Raw genomic sequence first — 23756 nt, 5'->3', positions numbered from 1 at the left:
TCATCCAAACTAAATGTTAACAAACATATACAAGACTGCACGTTTTAGTAGCAAACAATAACAACATCACAATGGGTATCAATGCGTCCCTGGCGCAGACGATAAAGGAGTTGGATATGCAATTACGTAAGCTCGCCACTGCCATGCTGGTCATGGGAATGTCCGCCGGTCTGGCGCACGCAGAAGACGCAGCACCAGCGGCAGGCAGCACGCTGGACAAGATCGCCAAAAACGGCGTGATTGTGGTCGGCCACCGTGAGTCATCGGTACCGTTTTCTTACTACGATAATCAACAAAAAGTGGTCGGTTATTCACAGGATTACTCCAACGCGATCGTTGAAGCCGTGAAGAAAAAGCTGAACAAGCCTGACCTGCAGGTGAAACTGATCCCGATTACTTCACAAAACCGTATCCCGCTACTGCAAAACGGCACCTTCGACTTTGAATGTGGCTCCACCACCAACAACGTCGAGCGCCAAAAACAAGCGGCTTTCTCTGACACCATTTTCGTTGTTGGTACTCGTCTGCTGGCGAAAAAAGGCGGCGACGTCAAAGATTTCACCGATCTGAAAGGTAAAGCCGTAGTCGTGACTTCGGGTACCACCTCAGAGGTGCTGCTGCACAAGCTGAATGAAGAGCAAAAAATGGATATGCGCATCATCAGCGCGAAAGACCACGGTGACTCTTTCCGTACTCTGGAAAGCGGCCGCGCCGTTGCCTTTATGATGGATGACGCCCTGCTGGCTGGCGAGCGCGCGAAGGCGAAGAAACCAGACAACTGGGAGATCGTCGGCAAGCCACAGTCTCAGGAAGCTTACGGCTGCATGCTGCGTAAAGATGACCCTCAGTTCAAAAAGCTGATGGATGACACTATCGCCAAGGCGCAGACCTCAGGCGAAGCTGAGAAGTGGTTTGATAAGTGGTTTAAAAATCCAATTCCACCGAAGAACCTGAACATGAATTTCGAACTGTCAGACGAGATGAAAGCCCTGTTCAAAGAACCGAATGATAAAGCGCTTAACTAATTAATTAGAAGAGTACACAAAACCTTTCAAGTTATATCGAGGCGGCAACTGAGCGAATTCCCGGGCGCTTACATGAGTAAGTAACCGGGATGAATAAAGGCAGCCAACAACGAGATATCTTGAAGGATGAAGTGTAATCAGGGAGGCTTCCCCTCCCTCTCGATTGCTACTCAGCACGGACAGACTATAAGCCTGATGGTCGTTCCCCATCAGGCCTGAAAACCGCAAAACGCTGAATAACAATCTTCGGGGGTAGCGCTGCTACCCTTTTTTTTCTGGAGTAGATTTATGTCTATAGACTGGAACTGGGGTATTTTTTTACAACAAGCCCCGTTCGGCAACACCACCTATCTCGGCTGGCTCTGGAGTGGTTTCCAGGTCACTGTCGCGTTATCTATCACCGCCTGGGTTATCGCTTTCCTCATCGGCTCTTTATTCGGCATCTTACGTACCGTACCAAATCGTTTCCTTTCCGGGATCGGCACGCTGTACGTCGAGCTGTTTCGTAACGTTCCGCTCATCGTCCAGTTTTTTACCTGGTATCTGGTCATTCCTGAACTGCTGCCGGAAAACATCGGGATGTGGTTTAAGTCAGAACTGGATCCCAACATTCAGTTCTTCCTCTCATCCATGCTTTGTCTGGGGCTGTTTACCGCTGCGCGCGTCTGCGAACAGGTTCGTGCCGCTATTCAGTCTCTGCCTCGCGGACAGAAAAATGCCGCGCTGGCGATGGGGCTGACGTTACCGCAGGCCTACCGCTATGTTCTGCTGCCAAACGCTTACCGCGTGATTGTTCCGCCAATGACCTCGGAGATGATGAACCTGGTAAAGAACTCCGCGATCGCCTCCACTATCGGCTTGGTCGATATGGCTGCGCAAGCGGGAAAACTACTGGATTACTCCGCCCACGCATGGGAATCGTTTACGGCCATCACTCTGGCCTACGTTCTGATTAACGCCGTCATCATGCTGGTGATGAATCTCGTCGAACGCAAAATCCGCCTGCCTGGCAATTTGGGAGGCAAATAATGTACGAATTTGACTGGAGTTCTATCGTCCCTTCCCTGCCGTATCTGCTGGATGGGCTGATCATCACGTTGAAAATCACCGTCACGGCAGTCGTCATTGGTATCGTCTGGGGGACCATCCTTGCAGTAATGCGTCTGTCCAGCTTCGCGCCGATTGCCTGGTTTGCGAAGGGCTACGTCAACGTATTCCGCTCCATTCCGCTGGTGATGGTGCTGCTGTGGTTCTACCTGATTGTGCCCGGCTTCCTGCAAAACGTGCTGGGTCTGTCGCCAAAAACCGATATTCGCCTGATCTCAGCGATGGTCGCATTTTCGATGTTTGAAGCCGCGTACTATTCCGAGATTATCCGCGCCGGTATCCAGAGTATTTCTCGCGGGCAGTCCAGTGCCGCGCTGGCGCTGGGGATGACCCATTGGCAGTCGATGAAGCTCATCATTCTGCCGCAGGCATTCCGCGCGATGGTGCCGCTGCTGCTTACCCAAGGCATCGTACTCTTCCAGGATACCTCGCTGGTCTATGTATTGAGTCTGGCAGACTTCTTCCGTACCGCCTCCACCATTGGTGAGCGTGACGGCACGCAGGTTGAAATGATCCTGTTTGCTGGCGCCGTTTATTTTGTATTCAGTCTGAGCGCATCGTTGTTGGTCAGCTATTTGAAGAAAAGGACAGTTTAATGATTACCCTGAAAAATGTTTCTAAATGGTATGGTCACTTTCAGGTGCTGACCGACTGCTCCACGGAAGTGAAAAAAGGTGAAGTGGTGGTGGTCTGCGGCCCGTCAGGTTCAGGTAAATCAACGCTTATCAAAACGGTGAACGGGCTGGAGCCGGTACAACAGGGCGTCATCACCGTTGATGGTACCGTGGTGAATGATAAAAAGACCGATCTGGCCAAACTGCGCTCTCGCGTTGGCATGGTGTTCCAGCACTTTGAACTGTTCCCGCATCTGTCGATTATTGAGAACCTGACTCTGGCGCAGGTAAAAGTGCTTAAACGCGATAAAAAGCCGGCCCGCGACAAAGCGCAAAAGTTACTGGAACGCGTTGGTCTGTCAGCGCATGCCGAGAAGTTTCCAGCTCAGCTCTCCGGGGGCCAGCAACAGCGTGTCGCCATCGCCCGAGCGCTGTGCATGGATCCTATCGCTATGCTGTTTGACGAACCGACGTCAGCACTCGACCCAGAAATGATCAACGAAGTACTGGACGTCATGGTTGAACTGGCCAATGAAGGGATGACCATGATGGTGGTTACCCACGAAATGGGCTTTGCGCGTAAAGTGGCGAACCGGGTGATCTTCATGGATGAAGGGAAGATTGTTGAAGACTCACCGAAAGAAGAGTTCTTCGCTAATCCAAAATCAGACCGTGCCAAAGGCTTCCTCGCGAAAATCCTGCACTAATTTTGCTGGCGCGCACCTCCATGTGCGCGCCACCTCACGATTTATCTCTTCACTTCTCGAAACAGGCACAGCCCAGCGTTAACCTTGTCACAAAGTCCCACTTACAAGGAGCAACAATGGCACTTCCTATCCTGTTTGATTGCGATCCAGGTCATGACGACGCTATCGCAATTGTTCTCGCCCTCGCTTCACCTGAACTGGATGTGAAAGCGATAACCTCCTCTGCCGGTAACCAGACCCCCGACAAAACGCTGCGTAACGTATTGCGTATGTTAACGTTGCTCAACCGTACGGATATCCCAGTGGCCGGTGGCGCAGTCAAACCGCTGATGCGCGACCTGATAATTGCCGATAACGTCCACGGTGAGAGCGGGCTTGATGGCCCGGCGCTGCCTGAACCCGCTTTTGCTCCACAGGACTGCACCGCCGTGGAATTGATGGCGAAAACCCTGCGTAACAGTCAGGAACCGGTGACGATTGTCTCCACCGGGCCGCAAACTAACGTGGCATTGCTACTGAATAGCCATCCTGAACTGCACCCCAAAATCGCCCGTATCGTGATCATGGGTGGGGCAATGGGCCTCGGAAACTGGACGCCCGCCGCTGAGTTCAACATCTTCGTGGATCCAGAAGCCGCTGAGATCGTGTTCCAGTCGGGCATTCCGGTGGTGATGGCTGGACTGGATGTCACGCATAAAGCGCAAATACATCGTGAAGATACCGAACGGTTCCGCGCTATCGGCAATCCCATTTCGACAATCGTTGCTGAGCTACTCGACTTCTTCTTTGAATATCACAAAGATGAAAAATGGGGATTTATTGGCGCGCCGCTGCACGATCCATGCACCATTGCCTGGCTGCTGAAACCTGAACTGTTTACCACCGTTGAACGCTGGGTTGGTGTGGAAACTCAGGGCAAATACACCCAGGGAATGACCGTGGTTGACTACTACTTCCTGAGCGGCAATAAGCCAAACGCCACCGTAATGGTGGACGTGGATCGCGAAGGTTTTGTCGATCTGCTAGCGGAGCGTTTGAAATTTTACGCCTGAAATTTATCATTGAGTAAGATCGCTATGTTGAATCATAGCGATTTTACTGTTAGCTAATAGCGAACGTGAATACTGCGTTACTTCATTAATTTGTCAGGTAATACTGAATAAATCCCCCCAGCAGATTAATGTATCATGCAACATCCGGCACAACAAATCAGAGGAACATTGAATGAATGCTTCAGATTATCTCAGGGTAAGATTTCAGAATGACAGGCAGTTATCTATATATATTGAGAATGGATTCACAAATACGATGTACACGGTTTACTGTAGCCTCAGCTATGGCGGAAGCTATTGCACAGTCAGCGTTTCTGTCAAAAGCCGTTGCGCGAAAACTGGCTGGTAAAATGCCAGTTGGCGTTTATCTTCTGCAGGTCTATGGGTTTCAGCAAAAAGCAGCTATGGCAGCCCGGGCACAGAAAGCAATAGATCCAAGTTATTATTGGATTCTTTACCAAGCAAAGCTGGAGATGCTCTATTACTTCGTTGAGCCAGCTCTTTCAGAAATAATTCAGAAAGTTCATGATGGTGTCTATTCTAACCTCGATCAGCTTGCCGACGAAATCATGGAAAGATTCGATGTTTAAGAGTCTAATATCAGTTGTACTATATAACCTTGTACTCCCAGCAATCTTGATAGTTTTTGCCGTGCTCTGGTTATATTTATTTCCTGAATACTGGTGGGAGCTAATGCTCATCAGTATTATTGCTATTTTTTGGTTTTATCCGTTCATTACAGAAAAATTCGAAAAATTCAAATAACCCAATATTATATATTTATATGGAAAAGGAGTATTTTAATATCATTCTAAACAATGTGAAAATCACATCCATTACCGCAGATCTTTATCCTGGAGCTTCAACCGGGACACATCTTGAAACCATTCTACTACGCTATGAAAGCATCACATGGAAGCATTGCGATGGAAATATCATCTATACGGATGCCTGGAATCAACGCGTTGTGGCGTAACACATTCGCAATCCCTCACAGAGCCGCGTTAGCGGCTCTCAGGTGAAAATCACGGCTCAAACGGTCGACGCTGGAACTGATCGTGTCCGCATTTCGGGCATAGCGGCAGCACATCAGGAGTGTACACCGCTAAATGGAAGTGGCACTTCTCGCACACCAGGTTGCCCAACCCGACCACCTCGCCGCTGTGATAAACCCCGTGATGGCTGAGGTCCTGGAACACTTCGCGCCATTCGAGCTGCGTTTTATCGGTAATATCGGCCAGTTCCTGCCAGATACTCTCTTTGATAACCCGCATAAAGACGCTGTCGGTCTCCTCATCGAGGCTTTCTTCATAGCTCAGAGCAAACTCTTCCAGGTCGCGTCTGACGGCCCGGGTGAGCTCTTCCACCTCGGTGCGCGTTAACTCCCCGGTCTGCATAACGCGCTGACGCGCCTGTTCCACCAACGCATCAATATCGCGTTCGCCATTACGCAGGCGTTCACTCAGTGAAGCCACCAGTTCACGGTAATATTGAGCAACCTTGTTCATCGCTTCGCCTCCTGGGTCGTTAACTGTCTATAATAATAGACGTTATTTACGCTACGCTTTGCAAGACTGTCCACAGAGTGTGTAAATTCGTGCAAGAATTATCCTTACGGGAATTCAACGTTGAATGCGCGAAAGGCTGTTTTGGCGCGGGCGTTTGGGCTATGCTATGCGGATCTAAAACACCACATCTAGAGCTACGTTTGTAGCTGTATTGAAAACAGGACCACTGGCTGCCATGCAAGAGCAATACCGCCCGGAAGAGATAGAATCCAAAGTACAGCTTCACTGGGATGAGAAGCGCACATTTGAAGTTACCGAAGACGAGAGCAAAGAGAAGTATTACTGCCTGTCTATGCTTCCCTATCCTTCTGGTCGACTACACATGGGCCACGTCCGTAACTACACCATCGGCGACGTGATTGCCCGCTATCAGCGCATGCTGGGCAAAAACGTACTTCAGCCAATTGGCTGGGATGCGTTCGGCCTGCCTGCCGAAGGCGCTGCGGTTAAAAACAACACCGCCCCGGCACCGTGGACGTATGACAACATTGCATACATGAAAAACCAGCTCAAAATGCTGGGTTTCGGTTACGACTGGAGCCGTGAGCTGGCGACCTGCACCCCGGAATACTACCGCTGGGAACAGAAGTTCTTCACCGAGCTGTACAAAAAAGGGCTGGTGTACAAGAAAACGTCTGCCGTTAACTGGTGCCCAAACGACCAGACCGTACTGGCGAACGAACAGGTTATCGACGGCTGCTGCTGGCGTTGCGATACCAAAGTTGAGCGTAAAGAGATCCCGCAGTGGTTCATCAAAATCACCGCTTACGCTGACGAACTGCTGCGCGACCTGGATAATCTGGATCACTGGCCTGACACCGTGAAAACGATGCAGCGCAACTGGATTGGCCGCTCTGAAGGCGTGGAAATCACCTTCGATGTGAACGGTTACGACAACACGCTGACCGTCTACACCACACGCCCGGACACCTTTATGGGTGCGACCTACCTGGCCGTTGCTGCAGGTCATCCGCTGGCGCAGAAAGCCGCTGAAAATAACCCAGAACTGGCTGCCTTCATTGACGAATGCCGCAACACCAAGGTTGCTGAAGCCGAAATGGCGACCATGGAGAAGAAAGGCGTCGACACTGGTTTCAAAGCCGTTCACCCGCTAACTGGCGAAGAGCTCCCGGTTTGGGCGGCAAACTTCGTGCTGATGGAATACGGTACAGGCGCAGTTATGGCCGTTCCGGGTCACGATCAGCGCGATTACGAATTTGCGACCAAATATGGCCTGACCATCAAGCCGGTAATTCTGACTGCTGAAGGCGCAGAGCCGGATCTGTCTGAACAAGCGCTGACCGAAAAAGGCGTGCTGTTTAACTCCGGTGAGTTTGACGGCCTCGACTTCGAAGCGGCCTTCAACGCTATTGCTGACAAGCTGGTAGCTAAAGGCGTGGGTGAGCGTAAAGTTAACTATCGTCTGCGTGACTGGGGTGTTTCCCGTCAGCGTTACTGGGGCGCGCCGATTCCGATGGTGACGCTGGAAGACGGTACCGTCCTGCCAACGCCAGAAGACCAACTGCCGGTTATTTTGCCGGAAGACGTAGTCATGGACGGCATTACCAGCCCAATCAAAGCCGATCCGGAGTGGGCGAAAACCACCGTTAACGGTATGCCTGCGCTGCGTGAAACTGACACCTTCGATACCTTTATGGAGTCGTCCTGGTACTACGCGCGCTACACCTGCCCGCAGTATCAGGAAGGTATGCTGGATTCCGACGCGGCGAACTACTGGCTGCCAGTTGATATCTACATTGGCGGTATTGAACACGCCATCATGCACCTGCTCTACTTCCGCTTCTTCCACAAACTGATGCGCGACGCAGGCATGGTCAACTCTGATGAACCAGCTAAACAGCTGCTGTGTCAGGGGATGGTTCTGGCCGATGCGTTCTACTACGTTGGCGCCAACGGCGAACGTAACTGGGCTTCTCCGGTTGATGCCATCGTTGAGCGTGACGAAAAAGGTCGTATCGTCAAGGCTAAGGACGCAGAAGGCCATGAACTGGTGTATACCGGCATGAGCAAGATGTCCAAGTCGAAAAATAACGGTATCGACCCGCAGGTCATGGTTGAACGCTACGGCGCCGACACCGTACGTCTGTTCATGATGTTCGCTTCTCCGGCTGATATGACGCTGGAATGGCAGGAATCCGGCGTTGAAGGGGCGAACCGCTTCCTGAAACGTGTCTGGAAACTGGTTTACGAACATACGTCCCAGGGAGATGTTGCTGCCCTGAACGTTGATGTGTTGAGCGAAGATCAAAAAGCGCTGCGTCGCGACGTGCATAAAACCATTGCTAAAGTCACCGATGATATCGGTCGTCGTCAGACCTTTAACACCGCGATTGCGGCGATTATGGAGCTGATGAACAAGCTGGCGAAAGCACCGCAGGCAGACGAGCAGGACAGAGCCCTGATGCAGGAAGCATTGCTGGCTGTTGTACGCATGCTCAACCCGTTCACCCCACACGTTTGCTTCACCCTGTGGCAGGCGCTGAAAGGCGAAGGCGATATCGACAACGCACCGTGGCCGGTGGCGGACGAAGCAGCAATGGTTGAAGACTCAACGCTGGTTGTGGTTCAGGTAAACGGCAAAGTACGTGGCAAAATCACCGTTCCGGTAAACGCCACTGAAGAGCAGGTTCGTGAACGTGCTGGCCAGGAGCATCTGGTGGCAAAATATCTTGATGGCGTTACCGTACGTAAAGTGATTTATGTACCGGGTAAACTCCTCAATCTGGTCGTTGGCTAAGCGCGGGAGGAAGCGTGCGACTTCTGACAACATTGTTGTTATCGCTGGCGGTGCTTGTCACCGCCGGGTGTGGCTGGCATCTGCGTAGTACTACGCAGGTTCCACCCTCAATGAAAACCATGATCCTGAACTCTGGCGATCCGAACGGCCCGTTAAGCCGCGCGGTGCGTAATCAGCTGCGTCTGAACGGCGTTACGCTGCTTGAAGACGGTACCATGCGTAAAGATGTGACGTCCTTACGTCTGGGTGCGGTCAGCCTTTCGCAAGATACGGCATCGGTATTCCAGAACGGTCAAACGGCTGAATACCAGATGGTGATGTCCGTAAGTGCTACTGTGCTGATTCCAGGTCATGATATTTACCCAATCAGCGCCAAAGTTTATCGTTCGTTCTTTGACAACCCACAGGCTGCACTGGCGAAGGATAACGAGCAGGACATGATCATAAAAGAGATGTATGACAAAGCGGCTGAACAGTTGATTCGTAAGCTGCCAAGCGTACATCTGGCCGATACTCAATCATCCAATGCTGATGCTGAGCCTGCGGTGAATAAAACCGCAGCGCCTGCGTCATCTCCGGCGCGTGTCTCCACCACGCTGGGTAACTGATGCTCAAGTTGTACCCTGAACAACTCCGCGCACAGCTCAATGAAGGGCTGCGCGCGGCGTATTTACTCTTGGGCAACGATCCCCTCTTATTGCAGGAAAGCCAGGATGCCATCCGTCAGGCTGCCGCAACGCAAGGATTCGAAGAACACCACGCCTTCACTCTGGACAACAGCACCGACTGGGGAGAGATATTTTCACTCTGCCAGGCGATGAGCCTGTTTGCCAGCCGTCAAACCCTGCTTCTGCAATTGCCTGAAAATGGCCCTAATGCCGCCATTAATGAACAGCTCGCGTCACTCGTCACTCTGTTACATGACGATCTGCTGCTGATGGTTCGCGGCAACAAACTCACCAGGGTACAGGAAAACGCCGCATGGTATACGGGGCTTGCGAATAACGCGGTGCAGGTAAGCTGTCAGACACCGGAACAAGCACAGCTTCCTCGCTGGGTTGCCGCCAGGGCGAAACTTAACAACCTGCAACTGGATGACGCGGCCAATCAGCTTTTGTGCTATTGCTATGAAGGTAATTTGTTAGCACTGGCGCAAGCGCTGGAACGATTAGCGTTGCTTTGGCCTGACGGCAAACTAACGCTGCCTCGCGTAGAGAAAGCGGTTAACGATGCCGCGCACTTTACCCCATTCCACTGGGTAGACGCGCTGCTGATGGGCAAAAGCAAACGCGCGCTGCACATTCTGCAGCAGCTACGCCTGGAAGGTAGCGAGCCGGTTATTTTGCTGCGTACGATCCAGCGTGAGTTGCTGTTGCTGGTTAACTTAAAACGGCAGTCGGCCCATACGCCTTTGCGCACGTTGTTTGATAAACACCGGGTGTGGCAAAATCGCCGGGGCATGATGGGAGATGCGTTAAACCGGCTGAACCCGGCGCAACTGCGTCAGGCTGTGACGCTTTTAACGCGTACGGAAATTACGCTTAAACAAGACTATGGTCAGTCAGTGTGGGCGGAACTTGAGGGGCTTTCCCTTTTGCTCTGTCATAAATCGCTGGCCGATGTTTTTATTGATGGTTGATATGAAATCATTGCAGGCTCTGTTCGGTGGCACCTTTGATCCGGTGCATTACGGTCATCTTAAACCGGTTGAAATTCTGGCGAATCTGATTGGCCTTTCCCGGGTCATCATCATGCCCAATAACGTGCCGCCACATCGTGCGCAGCCCGAAGCGTCCGGTGAGCAACGTAAGCGTATGGTTGAACTGGCCATTGCTGATAAGCCGCTGTTTTCCCTGGATGAACGCGAGCTGAAACGCGATACCGCCTCCTACACCGCGCAAACGCTAAAAGAGTGGCGCGAGGAGCAAGGCCCGAACGTGCCGTTAGCGTTTATCATTGGTCAGGATTCGCTGCTTACCTTCCCTTCCTGGCATGACTACCACACGATTCTGGGTAATACCCACCTCATCGTGTGCCGACGTCCGGGCTATCCACTCGAAATGGCGCAGGAAAAACACCAGCAATGGCTGGAGGATCATCTGACCCATTCAGCAGATGACCTGCACAACCTGCCTTGCGGGAAGATTTACCTGGCCGAAACGCCGTGGTTTAACATCTCCGCCACGCTCATCCGTGAGCGCCTGGAAAAGGGCGAGCCGTGCGACGACCTGATGCCAGACGCGGTGCTTGACTATATCAATCAACAGGGACTGTACCGCTAAGCGCCTTGCGTAAGGCCGTCAGCAGGCGGTTATTCTCTTCCTGGCTGCGAACGGCTACCCGATAATAGCGCGCATCCAGCCCCGGATAATTGGCGCAACTGCGAATCAAGACATGTTGTTTCAGCAACGCAAGTTGCAGATCAATATCCGCACGATCGCAGCGTAATAAACGATAATTTGCCCGGCCGGGATACGCCGTCAGGCCGGGCAGATCTTGCAGTTGTTGATCAAACCGCTCCCCCTCTTGTTCCAGCCATTTCCACGTCGCCCGCTGATACGCGCTATCGCGTAAGATAATCTCGCCTGCCAGGGCAGCAAACGCATTAATTGACCACGGCATTTGTTGGTTGCGCATCTGTGCAACCGCCTGTTCGTTACTGTTGACCAGATACCCCAGGCGCAGTCCCGGGATCGCATAGAACTTGGTGAGCGAACGCAGCACCCAAATATGCGGGTTCTTGTGCAGTAACGGGATAAACCCCGACTCCCCGGCAATAAAATCGATAAACGCTTCATCAAGGATCAGGGCGATCCCCAGCGACTCACAACGCGTGGCAATTTCACGCAGCAGGCGGGTTTCGGGCAACAACCCGGTGGGATTATTGGGCGTACAGAGAAACAGGCAGTCCAGCTCAAGCGTTAACGCATCGAGGATCGCATCGGTAAGCTGCCAGCCATCGTCTTCGCACAGCGCAAACTCATGGATCGTACAGTCTCCCCATTGCAGCGCCCGACGATATTCCGCAAACCCGGGCGTCACAATCATCGCGTGGCGTGGCTTCAGGCCATGCACCAGGGTAAAAATGGATTCGGTTTCACCGTTCCCGGCCAGGATCCACGAGGACGGAATTTGATGATGCTCCGCCAGCGCGGCATGCAGTTGCGCGTAATCGACATCCGGGTAACGCTCCGTGCAGTCCAGATTGTCGATAATCGCCCGTTTTAAACTTACTGGCATACCCAGCGGGTTAATATTCGCGCTAAAATCCAGCAACTGCTCAGGCAAGATGCCCAACAATTCGGCGGCTTCTCGGGTGTTACCGCCATGTGCGCTCTTCAATAAAGACATCGTGCCGCTCCACGTAAAAAAGGGTATTTTAGTGAAAAATCACTGCGCAATCAGGGCAAACATCATATTTTGTGCGAATAGCCTCACGAGGAAAACATGAGACTCTGGTTAGTACGTCATGGCGAAACCGAAGCCAATGTCGCTGGTTTATATAGCGGCCACGCCCCCACACCGCTAACGGAACGGGGGATCGCTCAGGCGCAAACGCTGGGTACGCTGTTACGCAATGTCCCTGTCGACAACGTTCTGTGCAGCGAACTGGAACGCGCCCGCCATACAACGCAGTTGATTCTGGCAGAACGTGAAGTTCCTGTGCGCAACATGCCTGAGCTTAATGAGATGTTTTTTGGTGACTGGGAAATGCGTCACCATCGCGATCTGGCGCGCGAAGACGCCGAAAATTACGCCGTATGGTGTAACGACTGGCAGAATGCGACGCCCACCAATGGCGAAGGTTTTCAGGCGTTTTCCCAGCGAGTGGAACGTTTCATTGCCCAGCTTGCTGATTATAAAGCGTGCCAAAATCTGCTGGTGGTGAGTCATCAAGGCGTGCTGAGCGTGCTGATCGCCCGTCTGCTGTCCATGCCCGCTGCGGCAATGTGGCATTTCCGCATCGAACAAGGCTGCTGGAGCGCAATTGATTTTTGTGACGATTTTGCGGTTCTGAAAGTGCTTAACAGCCGGGCCGCATGGCGCGACGGGGAGTGAAAGCGCTGTTTTTTATGCCGAAGGGCCTCTCTCCCATTGACACCCCATGACAGGCTGTTATTCTCCGCAACCTGACTTTTCCCGCCCTTCAGAGCTTTGCAGAAATTGTTTTACAAAAATGGCGATGCATTCTGTGGCGTGGGGTGGGATGATAGCGCACTTCACAAGCGCATTCGGAGACATTTGTCCCGATATCGCCTCTGGTTCAGGTATACTAACGGACGTTTTTAACTCTTTTCACCCAGGGGGAACACTTGCAGGGTAAAGCACTCCAGGATTTTGTAATCGACAAAATTGATGACCTGAAAGGTCAAGACATCATCGCCTTAGACGTTCAGGGCAAATCCAGCATCACTGATTGCATGATTATCTGCACCGGTACATCCAGCCGTCACGTTATGTCTATTGCAGACCACGTGGTTCAGGAGTCCCGCACTGCTGGCCTGCTGCCGCTCGGCGTGGAAGGCGAGAATGTCGCTGACTGGATCGTCGTTGACCTCGGCGATGTGATTGTCCACGTGATGCAGGAAGAGAGTCGTCGCCTGTATGAACTGGAAAAACTCTGGAGTTAATGCGTGAAGCTGCAACTTGTCGCTGTGGGTACGAAAATGCCTGACTGGGTACAAACCGGATTTACCGAGTATCTCCGTCGGTTTCCGAAAGATATGCCCTTTGAGCTGATCGAAATCCCGGCAGGAAAGCGCGGCAAGAACGCGGACATTAAACGCATTCTCGACAAAGAGGGTGAGCAGATGCTGGCTGCCGCAGGCAAAAACCGCATCGTCACCCTTGATATCCCGGGTAAACCCTGGGACACGCCGCAACTGGCGACCGAACTGGAGCGCTGGAAACTGGACGGCCGTGACGTTAGCCTGTTAATTGGCGGGCCTGAAGGTCTCTCTCCTGCCTGTAAAGCGGCAGCGGAACAAAGCTGGTCACTCTCTGCATTAACCCTTCCACACCCTCTTGTTCGGGTTCTGGTTGCGGAGAGTCTGTACAGGGCGTGGAGCATTACCACCAACCATCCTTATCACCGTGAGTGATCATTGATTCTTGAGTAGATTAAGCAGCGGATGAAACTACAGAATTCTTTTCGCGACTATTCGGCTGAGTCCGCGCTGTTTGTGCGCCGGGCGCTGGTCGCTTTTTTGGGGATTTTGCTGCTAACTGGCGTGCTGATCGCCAACCTTTATAATCTGCAAATCGTTCGCTTCACTGATTATCAGACCCGTTCGAACGAAAACCGCATCAAACTGGTGCCTATCGCGCCGAGTCGCGGCATCATTTATGACCGCAACGGAATTCCTCTCGCCCTTAACCGCACCATTTATCAGATAGAAATGATGCCGGAAAAGGTAGACAACATTCAGGATACCCTCGACGCGCTGCGTAACGTCGTAGACCTGACGGACGACGATATTGCTGCCTTTAAAAAAGAGCGCGCCCGTTCACACCGTTTCACCTCAATTCCGGTAAAAACCAACCTGACTGAAGTTCAGGTCGCACGCTTTGCCGTGAATCAATATCGCTTTCCTGGGGTCGAAGTTAAAGGCTATAAACGCCGCTATTACCCATACGGCTCTGCGCTGACCCACGTAATTGGCTACGTATCGAAGATCAACGATAAAGACGTAGACCGCCTGGACAAAGACGGCAAACTGGCTAACTACGCGGCAACGCATGACATCGGCAAGCTGGGTATTGAACGTTATTATGAGGACGTGCTTCACGGCCAAACCGGGTATGAAGAAGTTGAAGTGAACAACCGCGGCCGCGTCATTCGCCAGCTGAAAGAAGTGGCGCCGCAGGCCGGGCACGATATCTATCTCACCCTTGATTTGAAACTCCAGCAGTATATTGAAACGCTGCTGGCGGGCAGTCGTGCCGCCGTGGTGGTTACCGACCCGCGTACCGGTGGCGTTCTGGCGCTGGTATCTATGCCGAGCTATGACCCGAATCTGTTCGTGGATGGTATCTCCAGTAAAGATTACTCCGGGTTGCTCAATGACCCGAACACCCCCTTGGTTAACCGCGCCACACAGGGTGTTTACCCCCCTGCTTCGACGGTTAAACCTTACGTTGCGGTTTCTGCGTTAAGCGCAGGCGTCATCACCCGCAATACCGGCCTGTTCGATCCGGGCTGGTGGCAGCTACCGGGCTCTGAAAAACGTTACCGCGACTGGAAAAAGTGGGGGCACGGCCATCTGAATATCACCCGCTCTCTGGAAGAGTCCGCGGATACGTTTTTCTATCAAATCGCCTATGATATGGGGATTGACCGGCTTTCAGAGTGGATGAGCAAATTTGGCTACGGCAAATATACGGGCATCGATCTTGCCGAAGAACGCTCCGGCAATATGCCAACCCGCGAGTGGAAGCAAAAACGGTTTAAAAAGCCATGGTATCAGGGTGATACCATTCCCGTCGGCATCGGCCAGGGTTACTGGACAGCAACCCCAATCCAGATGAGTAAAGCGCTGATGATCCTTATCAACGACGGTTTGATAAAAGTCCCGCATCTGTTGATGAGCACGGCAGAAAACGGCAAGCAGGTGCCGTGGGTACAGCCGCACGAACCGCCCGTTGGCGATATTCATTCTGGTTACTGGGAAATCGCGAAAGACGGTATGTACGGTGTTGCGAACCGCCCCAACGGAACTGCGCATAAGTATTTTGCTGGCGCGCCTTACAAAATTGCGGCGAAATCCGGTACCGCGCAGGTCTTTGGCCTGAAAGCTAATGAAACCTATAACGCACATAAGATCGCCGAGCGTTTACGTGACCACAAGCTGATGACGGCCTTCGCCCCCTATGATAAACCCCAGGTCGCTGTCGCCATGATCCTTGAAAACGGCGGTGCGGGTCCGGCAGTGGGTACCATTATGCGCCAGATCCTTGACCATATTATGTTGGGCGACAACAACACCAATCTGCCTGCGGAAAACCCAGCGGTTGCAGCAGCGGAGGACCAATAATCGTGACGGATAATCCGAACAAAAAAACATTCTGGGACAAAATCCACATCGATCCCACAATGTTGCTTATTTTGCTGGCTCTGCTGGTTTACAGCTCACTGGTCATCTGGAGCGCCAGCGGCCAGGATATTGGCATGATGGAGCGCAAAGTCGGCCAGATCGCAATGGGCCTGGTCATCATGGTAGTGATGGCGCAAATTCCCCCCCGGGTGTATGAGGGCTGGGCGCCCTATCTCTATATCTTTTGCATCATTCTGTTGGTGGCGGTAGACGCCTTCGGCGCCATTTCCAAAGGTGCGCAGCGCTGGCTGGATTTGGGTATCGTGCGTTTTCAGCCTTCTGAAATTGCCAAAATCGCCGTGCCGCTGATGGTTGCGCGCTTTATTAACCGTGACGTTTGCCCACCATCGCTAAAAAATACCGCCATTGCGCTGGTGCTGATTTTTATGCCCACACTGCTGGTCGCCGCCCAACCTGACCTCGGCACTTCAATTCTGGTCGCCCTTTCCGGTCTGTTTGTCTTGTTCCTTTCTGGTTTGAGCTGGCGCTTAATCGGCGTTGCGGTGGTTCTGGTCGCGGCGTTTATCCCGATACTGTGGTTCTTCCTGATGCATGATTACCAGCGTCAGCGCGTCATGATGCTGCTCGACCCGGAAACCGATCCGCTGGGCGCGGGTTATCACATAATTCAGTCTAAAATAGCCATTGGCTCCGGCGGGTTACGCGGCAAAGGCTGGCTGCATGGTACACAATCGCAGCTTGAGTTTTTACCCGAACGCCACACCGACTTTATCTTTGCTGTCTTAGCGGAAGAGCTGGGTCTGGTGGGGATCTTGATTCTGTTGACGCTCTACATTTTGCTGATTATGCGCGGATTATGGATCGCTGCCCGCGCGCAAACCACCTTTGGTCGCGTCATGGCGGGTGGCTTAATGTTGATATTATTCGTTTATGTCTTCGTAAATATTGGTATGGTGAGCGGTATTCTGCCCGTGGTTGGGGTTCCACTCCCACTGGTCAGTTACGGAGGCTCGGCACTTATCGTGCTGATGGCCGGGTTCGGGATTGTTATGTCGATCCACACCCATAGAAAAATGTTGTCGAAAAGCGTGTAAGGGGTACGCAATGCGTAAGCAGTGGCTTGGTATCTGCATCGCAGCAGGAATGCTCGCGGCGTGTTCGAGTGATGATGGTCAGCAACAGGTTGCTGTCGCGCCGCAGCCTGCGGTGTGTAATGGTCCGATTGTTGAAATCAGCGGGGCCGATCCGCGCTTTGAACCCCTGAACCCAACGGCGAATCAGGACTACCAGCGTGATGGTAAAAGCTACAAAATCGTGCAGGATCCCTCCCGCTTTAGCCAGGCCGGACTTGCCGCTATCTATGATGCGGAACCAGGAAGCAACTTAACCGCGTCTGGCGAAGCGTTCGATCCGATGCAGCTGACCGCTGCGCATCCGACGCTGCCAGTCCCCAGCTATGCCAGAATTACCAATCTGGCGAACGGCAGGATGATCGTCGTGCGCATTAACGATCGCGGGCCTTATGGCAACGATCGCGTGATTTCACTTTCGCGTGCCGCAGCCGATCGTCTGAACACCTCCAACAATACTAAAGTGCGTATCGACCCAATCATCGTCGCCCAGGATGGTTCATTGTCCGGACCGGGTATGGCTTGTACCACTGTCGCGAAACAAACTTATGCCTTGCCTGCGCGTCCTGATTTAAGCGGTGGCGGCAATATGGGAAGCATGCCTTCGCCATCAGATGCAGGTCAGCCGCAAGGCGATATTCGTCCGATCAGTAATTCCACGCTGAAAAGCGATGACCCAACCGGTGCGCCAGTAAACAGCAGTGGATTCCTCGGTTCGCCAACCACGCTCGCATCAGGCGTGCTGGAAAGCAGCGAGCCGACTCCGGCGCCGCAATCGACAACCACCGCACCGGTCACGTCAACCGCGCCGGCAACAACACCAGCAGCCGTCACAGCCCCTGCGCCTGCGGCAACTGCCAACGGACGCTATGTGGTTCAGGTTGGCGCAGTCAGCGAGCAGTCGCGCGCGCAGCAGTATCAAAAGCGTTTAAGCCAGCAGTTTGGCGTTCCTGGCCGGGTGGTACAAAACGGCGCAGTCTGGCGTATCCAGATGGGGCCGTTTGCCAGCAAAGCTGAAGCCTCCACATTGCAGCAGCGTCTTCAATCCGAGGCGCAATTACAGTCCTTCATCACCGGCGTGTAATAACGTAAATCAGGTATCTGAACTGTCAGTTTCTGTAAATGACATTAACAAAGTCACGCGGAAAGTCAGATGCCTGCCAGTTTTGCATTTGCTATAGTAGGGCACTTTTTTTAATTTCATCACGGACGTCGTAGTTCAGACCATGAAGACCACTTTTTCCGCTCGTTTCGTGCAGCGTATGGCGCTCACCGCGGCTCTCTGCGCAGCCTCTCTCTCTGCTGCCCATGCCGATGACCTGAATATTAAAACCATGATCCCGGGTGTTCCGCAGATCGATGCGGAGTCGTATATCCTGATTGATTACAATTCAGGTAAAGTTCTGGCAGAACAGAACGCAGACACTCGCCGCGACCCCGCCAGTCTGACCAAAATGATGACCAGCTACGTCATCGGCCAGGCGATGAAAGCCGGGAAATTCAAAGAAACCGATCTGGTCACCGTCGGCAATGACGCATGGGCTACGGGCAACCCGGTCTTCAAAGGTTCATCGCTGATGTTCCTCAAGCCAGGCATGCAGGTTCCTGTTTCTCAGCTGATCCGTGGTATTAACCTGCAATCCGGAAACGACGCGTGCGTGGCGATGGCAGACTTCGCAGCCGGTAGCCAGGATGCTTTCGTCGGCCTGATGAACAGCTATGTGAATGCGCTGGGCCTGAAAAACACCCACTTCCAGACCGTTCATGGTCTCGATGCTGACGGTCAGTACAGCTCGGCTCGCGACATGGCGATGATTGGTCAGGCTCTGATTCGCGACGTGCCTAACGAATACTCTATCTATAAAGAAAAAGAGTTCACCTTTAACGGCATTCGTCAGTTAAACCGCAACGGCCTGCTGTGGGATAACAGCCTGAATGTCGACGGTATCAAAACCGGTCACACCGATAAGGCTGGCTATAACCTCGTTGCATCCGCAACCGAAGGCCAGATGCGTCTGATCTCCGCCGTTATGGGTGGTCGCACCTATAAAGGCCGAGAAACCGAAAGTAAAAAACTGCTGACCTGGGGCTTCCGTTTCTTCGAAACCGTGAACCCGTTGAAAGTGGGTAAAGAATTTGCCTCAGAACCCGCCTGGTTTGGTAACACCGATCGTGCGTCGTTAGGCGTTGATAAAGACGTCTACCTGACCATTCCGCGCGGCCGCATGAAAGACCTGAAAGCCAGCTATGTGTTGAACACCACTGAACTGCACGCCCCGCTGCAGAAAAACCAGGTTGTCGGCACTATCAACTTCCAGTTGGATGGCAAAACCATTGAACAGCGCCCGCTGGTGGTGCTGCAGGAAATCCCTGAAGGCAACTTCTTTGGGAAAATCATTGATTACATTAAATTAATGTTCCATCACTGGTTTGGCTAAAAATTGAACACTTGAAAGTGTGATTTACGTCCCCATATACTAGGTATCCAGATAACTCCCACGCGCAGTGGGAGTTATTATTTTTTGATGTAACGCCGGAGCTGACATGAAAACCAAACTTAACGAACTGCTTGAATTCCCTACTCCATTTACTTACAAAGTAATGGGGCAGGCGTTGCCTGAGCTGGTTGATCAGGTGGTTGAAGTGGTACAGCGCCATGCGCCAGGTGATTACTCTCCGACGGTAAAACCGAGCAGCAAAGGCAACTACCACTCGGTCTCAATCACCATCACTGCTACACACATTGAGCAGGTTGAAACGCTGTACGAAGAATTAGGCAATATCGATATCGTACGCATGGTGCTGTAAAAACCTGTCGGTTACCCGCTGCATCCCCGCTCGGGTAACCCCTCCCCCCTGTGATATACTTTTCCCCTCCTTAACATTCTCTACGGAGATGCCGTTTTGTATCAGGATAAAATTCTGGTCCGCCAGCTCGGTCTTCAACCTTACGAACCAGTCTCTCTGGCCATGCATGAATTTACCGATACCCGTGATGAAAACAGTCATGATGAAATCTGGCTGGTAGAGCATTATCCTGTCTTCACCCAGGGTCAGGCAGGTAAAGCTGAGCACGTATTGATGCCGGGAGATATTCCGGTGATCCAGAGCGATCGTGGCGGTCAGGTGACCTACCACGGGCCAGGCCAACAGGTCATGTATGTGCTGTTGAACCTGAAGCGTCGTAAACTTGGCGTGCGCGAACTGGTTACGCTGCTGGAGCAAACCGTCGTGAATACCCTTGCCGAAATCGGCATTGACGCCCACCCGCGAGCCGATGCGCCTGGCGTATACGTGGGTGTGAAGAAAATCTGCTCTTTGGGATTACGTATCCGTAAAGGATGTTCATTTCACGGCTTAGCGCTCAACGTGGATATGGACTTGTCACCTTTCCTGCGAATCAATCCTTGCGGTTATGCCGGAATGGAGATGGCGAAAGTATCGCAGTGGGATAGCACAGCCACGACCGAGAGCATTCGCCCCCGCCTGCTGGCCAACATTCTCGCGCTGTTGGGTAACCCACCGCACGAGTACATCGCGGACTGAAAATACGGTCATACTTTGCCACGGCATATGTTGTGGCAAATGGCACAAAACAACAACTATTTTACATTTTGCCAGCCTGTCAGGCTGCTTTCTGGCCCGTTTCAATGATATACTGCGTATCACTAATTCAAAAATAGTTGATAAATGCAACATTCCCTTGAATTGAAACGCTTTCCTTCGTAATTCGCAACTGGAACACGCAAGCTATGAGTAAACCCATTGTGATGGAACGCGGTGTTAAATACCGCGATGCCGATAAGATGGCTCTTATCCCGGTAAAAAATGTGGCAACAGAGCGTGAAGCCCTGCTGCGTAAACCGGAATGGATGAAAATAAAACTGCCAGCGGACTCCACTCGCATCCAGGGCATCAAAGCGGCAATGCGCAAAAATGGCCTGCACTCTGTCTGCGAAGAAGCTTCCTGCCCTAACCTGGCTGAATGTTTCAATCACGGAACAGCAACCTTTATGATCCTCGGCGCAATCTGTACTCGCCGTTGCCCATTCTGTGACGTTGCCCATGGCCGTCCGGTTGCTCCTGACGCCAACGAGCCGTTAAAACTGGCTCAGACGATTGCGGACATGGCGCTGCGCTATGTCGTGATTACCTCCGTTGACCGCGACGATCTGCGTGACGGCGGCGCTCAGCACTTTGCTGACTGCATCACCGCGATTCGTGAGAAAAGCCCGTCGATTAAAATCGAAACGCTGGTGCCTGACTTCCGTGGCCGTATGGATCGCGCGCTGGATATCCTCACAGCCACGCCGCCGGACGTGTTTAACCACAACCTCGAAAACGTACCGCGTATTTATCGTAATGTACGCCCTGGGGCTGACTACAACTGGTCGCTGAAGCTTCTGGAACGCTTCAAGGAAGCGCACCCGGAGATTCCGACCAAATCGGGTCTGATGGTGGGTCTGGGTGAAACCAATGCTGAAATCATTGAGGTTATGCGCGACCTGCGCAGCCATGGCGTGACCATGCTGACGCTGGGGCAGTATTTACAGCCAAGCCGCCATCACCTCCCGGTTCAACGCTATGTAAGCCCGGATGAGTTCGATGAGATGAAAGCAGAAGCCATGGCTATGGGCTTTACCCACGCTGCTTGCGGTCCATTCGTGCGCTCTTCATACCATGCTGACATGCAGGCCAAAGGGCTGGAAGTGAAGTAATCGTGTAATACTCACTTACATATCAGCAATAAAAAACCGGCAAATCGCCGGTTTTTTTTCATGCAGAGTTTGCAGTATTACTCTTTATGAGAAAGCTTCTCAGCCTGAACGCTACCATCAGCCTCTTTCTTGGCATCGGCATTATCGTCGTTCATTGCTTTCTTGAAGCCCTTGATTGCCGTCCCCAGGTCTCCACCCAGAGTACGTAACTTCTTGGTACCAAACAGCAGAACAACCAGTGCGGCAACCACCAGCAGTTTGGTAATACTAATCTCACCCATAGATACCTTCTTGACTTAAACCAGGCTACATAAAGCGCCATATTAACCTGAGAATATTAACGGCCTTTCGACGCGCGCACACAATAGCAATCTGTAACAAGGTGAATCAAGCCTTGTTTAAATAAACGTCATAATAATTGCGGTGGCGCAAAGCGTCGGTTACTTAACACCGGAAGTTGTGCCCTGACCTGCCTTACCCGCTCGGCGGAAACCTCGGCCATAATGAGCGCGGGCGTTTCAGCCGCCGCCGCAATAGTCACGCCAAAGGGATCGATGACCCGGCTTTGGCCGATATTCTTGTTACCGCACTCTCCGGCCGCAACCAGATAACACGTGGCATCCAGCGCTCTTGCCGCCAAAAGCGTGGCCCAGTGATGCTCTTTTAGCGATCCCCGCACCCAAGCCGCAGGTAAAACGAGAATCTCAGCCCCCTGCAACGCGTGCGCCAGCGCCAGCTCAGGGAAGCGCAGGTCATAGCAGGTCATTAGCCCTACTTTTAATCCGCCTACGTCCAGCAGCGGCGCTATGGCGTCCCCTGCATCGACATTACGTGACTCCTGAATCGAAAAGGCGTCATAGAGATGTAATTTAGCGTAATGGGCCACTACCCGACCAGCCCGTAGCGCCACCAGCATGTTAAATGCCCGGCCTGGCACAGAGGGAACATGAATCGTCAGGATTGTCGTCATCTCATTTTGTGCGCTTTCTCGCAACAAATACGTCAGAAACCCGCCTTCCACAAGCTGAGCTGATTTCACTGACAGGTCAGGGTCTAAATCGTCACGCGCCAACAATGCCTCCGGTAATACCAGTAGCGACGCCCCCTCTCCTGCAGCCTGAGACATCAGTAAGGCGCAGGTTTCTGCATTTTTTTCCCATGAAGGTCCCACGGCAAATTGCCCTGCTGCAACGAACATATTCCCTCCAGAAAACTTTGTTAGGCTCGCCAACAACAATTATTCAGCGTTACACTCACCCTCTATACAATCAAATAGCAGGATTACGCAGTGTTACAACTCCTTTTAGCGGTTTTTATTGGTGGTGGCACAGGTAGCGTAGCAAGATGGATGTTGAGTATGCGGTTTAACCCGCTGCATCAGGCCATTCCATTCGGTACGCTGGCTGCAAACTTACTTGGCGCATTTATCATTGGTATGGGTCTGGCATGGTTTAATCGCATGACAAATATTGACCCAATGTGGAAGGTGCTGATTACTACTGGCTTTTGCGGGGGACTGACAACGTTTTCCACTTTCTCTGCTGAGGTAGTGTTTTTACTGCAGGAAGGACGCTTTGGTTGGGCTATGGTGAATGTACTGGTTAATCTGTTGGGATCATTCGCGATGACCGCCCTGGCATTCTGGTTGGTATCTGCCTCTCCCGCACATTGAAGCGAAAAAAACCCGCAATTAAGCGGGTTTTGAATGCTTGCTGTCGTATGCTTACAGAGCGATTACGTTTGCAGCAGAAGGGCCTTTGGCACCGTTAGTGATTTCGAACTCTACACGCTGACCTTCAGCCAGAGTTTTAAAACCATTGGTCTGGATTGCAGAGAAGTGTACGAACACATCTTTGCTGCCATCTTCCGGAGTAATGAAACCGAATCCTTTGGACTCATTAAACCACTTAACGTTACCTTTAATCTTAGACATCAAAATTACCTTTACATGAAAAATAGACACAAATGCTGTGTCGGGTATCAGTACAACAATTGTGGTGCACTTTGTCCAGTCGAACTTTA

Annotated in this window: 26 protein-coding genes and 1 pseudogene; 22 read left to right on the top strand and 5 right to left on the bottom strand. The window is 52.2% G+C overall.

The features are described 5' to 3' along the window. Positions 1–116: 116 nt before the first annotated feature. The 7 genes and pseudogenes from gltI to OGV38_RS12820 form a co-directional block, all read left to right on the top strand. Positions 117–1025: a glutamate/aspartate ABC transporter substrate-binding protein GltI gene (gene gltI / locus OGV38_RS12850; RefSeq protein WP_185654272.1), complete on the top strand. Its 909-nt coding sequence runs from the start codon at positions 117–119 to the stop codon at positions 1023–1025. Between the two features lie 288 nt (positions 1026–1313). Then, entirely contained in the window at positions 1314–2054 is a 741-nt protein-coding gene (gltJ, locus tag OGV38_RS12845) for a glutamate/aspartate ABC transporter permease GltJ (protein WP_016152241.1), read from the top strand. Further along, complete coding sequence (gene gltK, locus OGV38_RS12840) at positions 2054–2728, top strand: glutamate/aspartate ABC transporter permease GltK (protein ID WP_003022757.1); 675 nt, start codon at positions 2054–2056, stop codon at positions 2726–2728. Before gltJ ends, gltK begins: the two co-directional genes overlap by 1 nt. Then, positions 2728–3453: a glutamate/aspartate ABC transporter ATP-binding protein GltL gene (gltL, locus tag OGV38_RS12835; RefSeq protein ID WP_286473435.1), complete on the top strand. Its 726-nt coding sequence runs from the start codon at positions 2728–2730 to the stop codon at positions 3451–3453. Before gltK ends, gltL begins: the two co-directional genes overlap by 1 nt. A 116-nt stretch (positions 3454–3569) precedes the next feature. Continuing rightward, entirely contained in the window at positions 3570–4505 is a 936-nt protein-coding gene (gene rihA, locus OGV38_RS12830; protein WP_046274594.1) for a pyrimidine-specific ribonucleoside hydrolase RihA, read from the top strand. Positions 4506–4789: 284 nt separating this feature from the next. Continuing rightward, complete coding sequence (locus OGV38_RS12825; RefSeq protein WP_172860558.1) at positions 4790–5095, top strand: hypothetical protein; 306 nt, start codon at positions 4790–4792, stop codon at positions 5093–5095. A gap of 194 nt (positions 5096–5289) precedes the next feature. Continuing rightward, positions 5290–5481 (top strand): annotated as a pseudogene (locus OGV38_RS12820) (type VI secretion system tube protein Hcp); the annotation flags it as partial. A 49-nt stretch (positions 5482–5530) separates the two neighbouring features. Here the strand turns inward: OGV38_RS12820 and OGV38_RS12815 are convergent. Next, on the bottom strand, positions 5531–6013 hold the full coding sequence (locus OGV38_RS12815) for a zinc ribbon-containing protein (RefSeq protein ID WP_003022748.1): 483 nt from the start codon (positions 6011–6013) through the stop codon (positions 5531–5533). Positions 6014–6248: 235 nt separating this feature from the next. On the opposite strand from OGV38_RS12815, the gene leuS reads away from it, so the two are divergent. The 4 genes from leuS to nadD are packed head-to-tail and all read left to right on the top strand — an operon-like array spanning position 6249 to position 11113. Then, a complete protein-coding gene (leuS, locus tag OGV38_RS12810) occupies positions 6249–8831 on the top strand; it encodes a leucine--tRNA ligase (RefSeq protein ID WP_286473432.1) in 2583 nt (860 codons plus the stop codon). Positions 8832–8845: 14 nt separating this feature from the next. Next, positions 8846–9439, top strand: coding sequence for an LPS assembly lipoprotein LptE (gene lptE / locus OGV38_RS12805; protein ID WP_016152238.1), 594 nt, complete (start codon positions 8846–8848; stop codon positions 9437–9439). After that, a complete protein-coding gene (holA, locus tag OGV38_RS12800) occupies positions 9439–10470 on the top strand; it encodes a DNA polymerase III subunit delta (RefSeq protein ID WP_286473429.1) in 1032 nt (343 codons plus the stop codon). Before lptE ends, holA begins: the two co-directional genes overlap by 1 nt. A 1-nt stretch (position 10471) precedes the next feature. Beyond that, positions 10472–11113, top strand: coding sequence for a nicotinate-nucleotide adenylyltransferase (gene nadD / locus OGV38_RS12795; RefSeq protein WP_087121840.1), 642 nt, complete (start codon positions 10472–10474; stop codon positions 11111–11113). Here nadD and cobD read toward each other — a convergent pair. Then, on the bottom strand, positions 11088–12182 hold the full coding sequence (gene cobD, locus OGV38_RS12790; protein WP_269517720.1) for a threonine-phosphate decarboxylase CobD: 1095 nt from the start codon (positions 12180–12182) through the stop codon (positions 11088–11090). The genes nadD and cobD overlap by 26 nt on opposite strands. 96 nt (positions 12183–12278) lie before the next feature. Between cobD and OGV38_RS12785 the strand changes: the two genes are divergently transcribed. From OGV38_RS12785 to lipA, 10 genes are all read left to right on the top strand, one after another. Continuing rightward, positions 12279–12890: an adenosylcobalamin/alpha-ribazole phosphatase gene (locus OGV38_RS12785; protein WP_269517721.1), complete on the top strand. Its 612-nt coding sequence runs from the start codon at positions 12279–12281 to the stop codon at positions 12888–12890. Between the two features lie 254 nt (positions 12891–13144). Beyond that, entirely contained in the window at positions 13145–13462 is a 318-nt protein-coding gene (gene rsfS / locus OGV38_RS12780; protein WP_003022728.1) for a ribosome silencing factor, read from the top strand. 3 nt (positions 13463–13465) lie between these two features. After that, entirely contained in the window at positions 13466–13933 is a 468-nt protein-coding gene (gene rlmH, locus OGV38_RS12775; RefSeq protein WP_003022725.1) for a 23S rRNA (pseudouridine(1915)-N(3))-methyltransferase RlmH, read from the top strand. Positions 13934–13963: 30 nt separating this feature from the next. Then, positions 13964–15865: a peptidoglycan DD-transpeptidase MrdA gene (mrdA, locus tag OGV38_RS12770; protein ID WP_016152233.1), complete on the top strand. Its 1902-nt coding sequence runs from the start codon at positions 13964–13966 to the stop codon at positions 15863–15865. A gap of 2 nt (positions 15866–15867) precedes the next feature. Next, a complete protein-coding gene (gene mrdB, locus OGV38_RS12765; protein ID WP_006685529.1) occupies positions 15868–16980 on the top strand; it encodes a peptidoglycan glycosyltransferase MrdB in 1113 nt (370 codons plus the stop codon). A 10-nt stretch (positions 16981–16990) separates the two neighbouring features. Then, positions 16991–18100, top strand: coding sequence for an endolytic peptidoglycan transglycosylase RlpA (rlpA, locus tag OGV38_RS12760; RefSeq protein WP_286473423.1), 1110 nt, complete (start codon positions 16991–16993; stop codon positions 18098–18100). A 142-nt stretch (positions 18101–18242) separates the two neighbouring features. Continuing rightward, positions 18243–19454, top strand: a complete 1212-nt coding sequence (gene dacA, locus OGV38_RS12755) for a D-alanyl-D-alanine carboxypeptidase DacA (RefSeq protein ID WP_003022711.1) — start codon at positions 18243–18245, stop codon at positions 19452–19454. Positions 19455–19560: 106 nt separating this feature from the next. Next, positions 19561–19824: a DUF493 family protein YbeD gene (ybeD, locus tag OGV38_RS12750; RefSeq protein ID WP_003022706.1), complete on the top strand. Its 264-nt coding sequence runs from the start codon at positions 19561–19563 to the stop codon at positions 19822–19824. Positions 19825–19920: 96 nt separating this feature from the next. Then, the gene (gene lipB, locus OGV38_RS12745) at positions 19921–20562 is read left to right on the top strand and encodes a lipoyl(octanoyl) transferase LipB (protein WP_269517727.1); all 642 of its coding nucleotides are present in this window, start codon (positions 19921–19923) and stop codon (positions 20560–20562) included. A 206-nt stretch (positions 20563–20768) separates the two neighbouring features. Next, entirely contained in the window at positions 20769–21734 is a 966-nt protein-coding gene (lipA, locus tag OGV38_RS12740) for a lipoyl synthase (RefSeq protein ID WP_003022702.1), read from the top strand. A gap of 77 nt (positions 21735–21811) precedes the next feature. On the opposite strand, the gene tatE is transcribed toward lipA, so the two are convergent. Beyond that, the gene (gene tatE, locus OGV38_RS12735; RefSeq protein ID WP_016152230.1) at positions 21812–22015 is read right to left on the bottom strand and encodes a twin-arginine translocase subunit TatE; all 204 of its coding nucleotides are present in this window, start codon (positions 22013–22015) and stop codon (positions 21812–21814) included. Positions 22016–22143: 128 nt separating this feature from the next. Beyond that, positions 22144–22932 (bottom strand): deaminated glutathione amidase, encoded by a 789-nt coding sequence (locus OGV38_RS12730; RefSeq protein WP_137352686.1) that lies wholly within the window; start codon positions 22930–22932, stop codon positions 22144–22146. Between the two features lie 90 nt (positions 22933–23022). Between OGV38_RS12730 and crcB the strand changes: the two genes are divergently transcribed. After that, complete coding sequence (gene crcB / locus OGV38_RS12725) at positions 23023–23406, top strand: fluoride efflux transporter CrcB (protein ID WP_003831281.1); 384 nt, start codon at positions 23023–23025, stop codon at positions 23404–23406. Between the two features lie 51 nt (positions 23407–23457). Here crcB and cspE read toward each other — a convergent pair whose 3' ends face one another. Continuing rightward, positions 23458–23667, bottom strand: coding sequence for a transcription antiterminator/RNA stability regulator CspE (gene cspE, locus OGV38_RS12720; protein WP_000034825.1), 210 nt, complete (start codon positions 23665–23667; stop codon positions 23458–23460). Positions 23668–23756: the final 89 nt, after the last annotated feature.

Origin of the sequence: Citrobacter sp. Cb080 (assembly GCF_030334745.1) — a bacterium.
GTDB classification, from domain to species: domain Bacteria; phylum Pseudomonadota; class Gammaproteobacteria; order Enterobacterales; family Enterobacteriaceae; genus Citrobacter; species Citrobacter braakii.
Note: the sequence above shows the minus strand (reverse complement) of the source record. Positions and strands in the feature narration are given on the sequence as shown.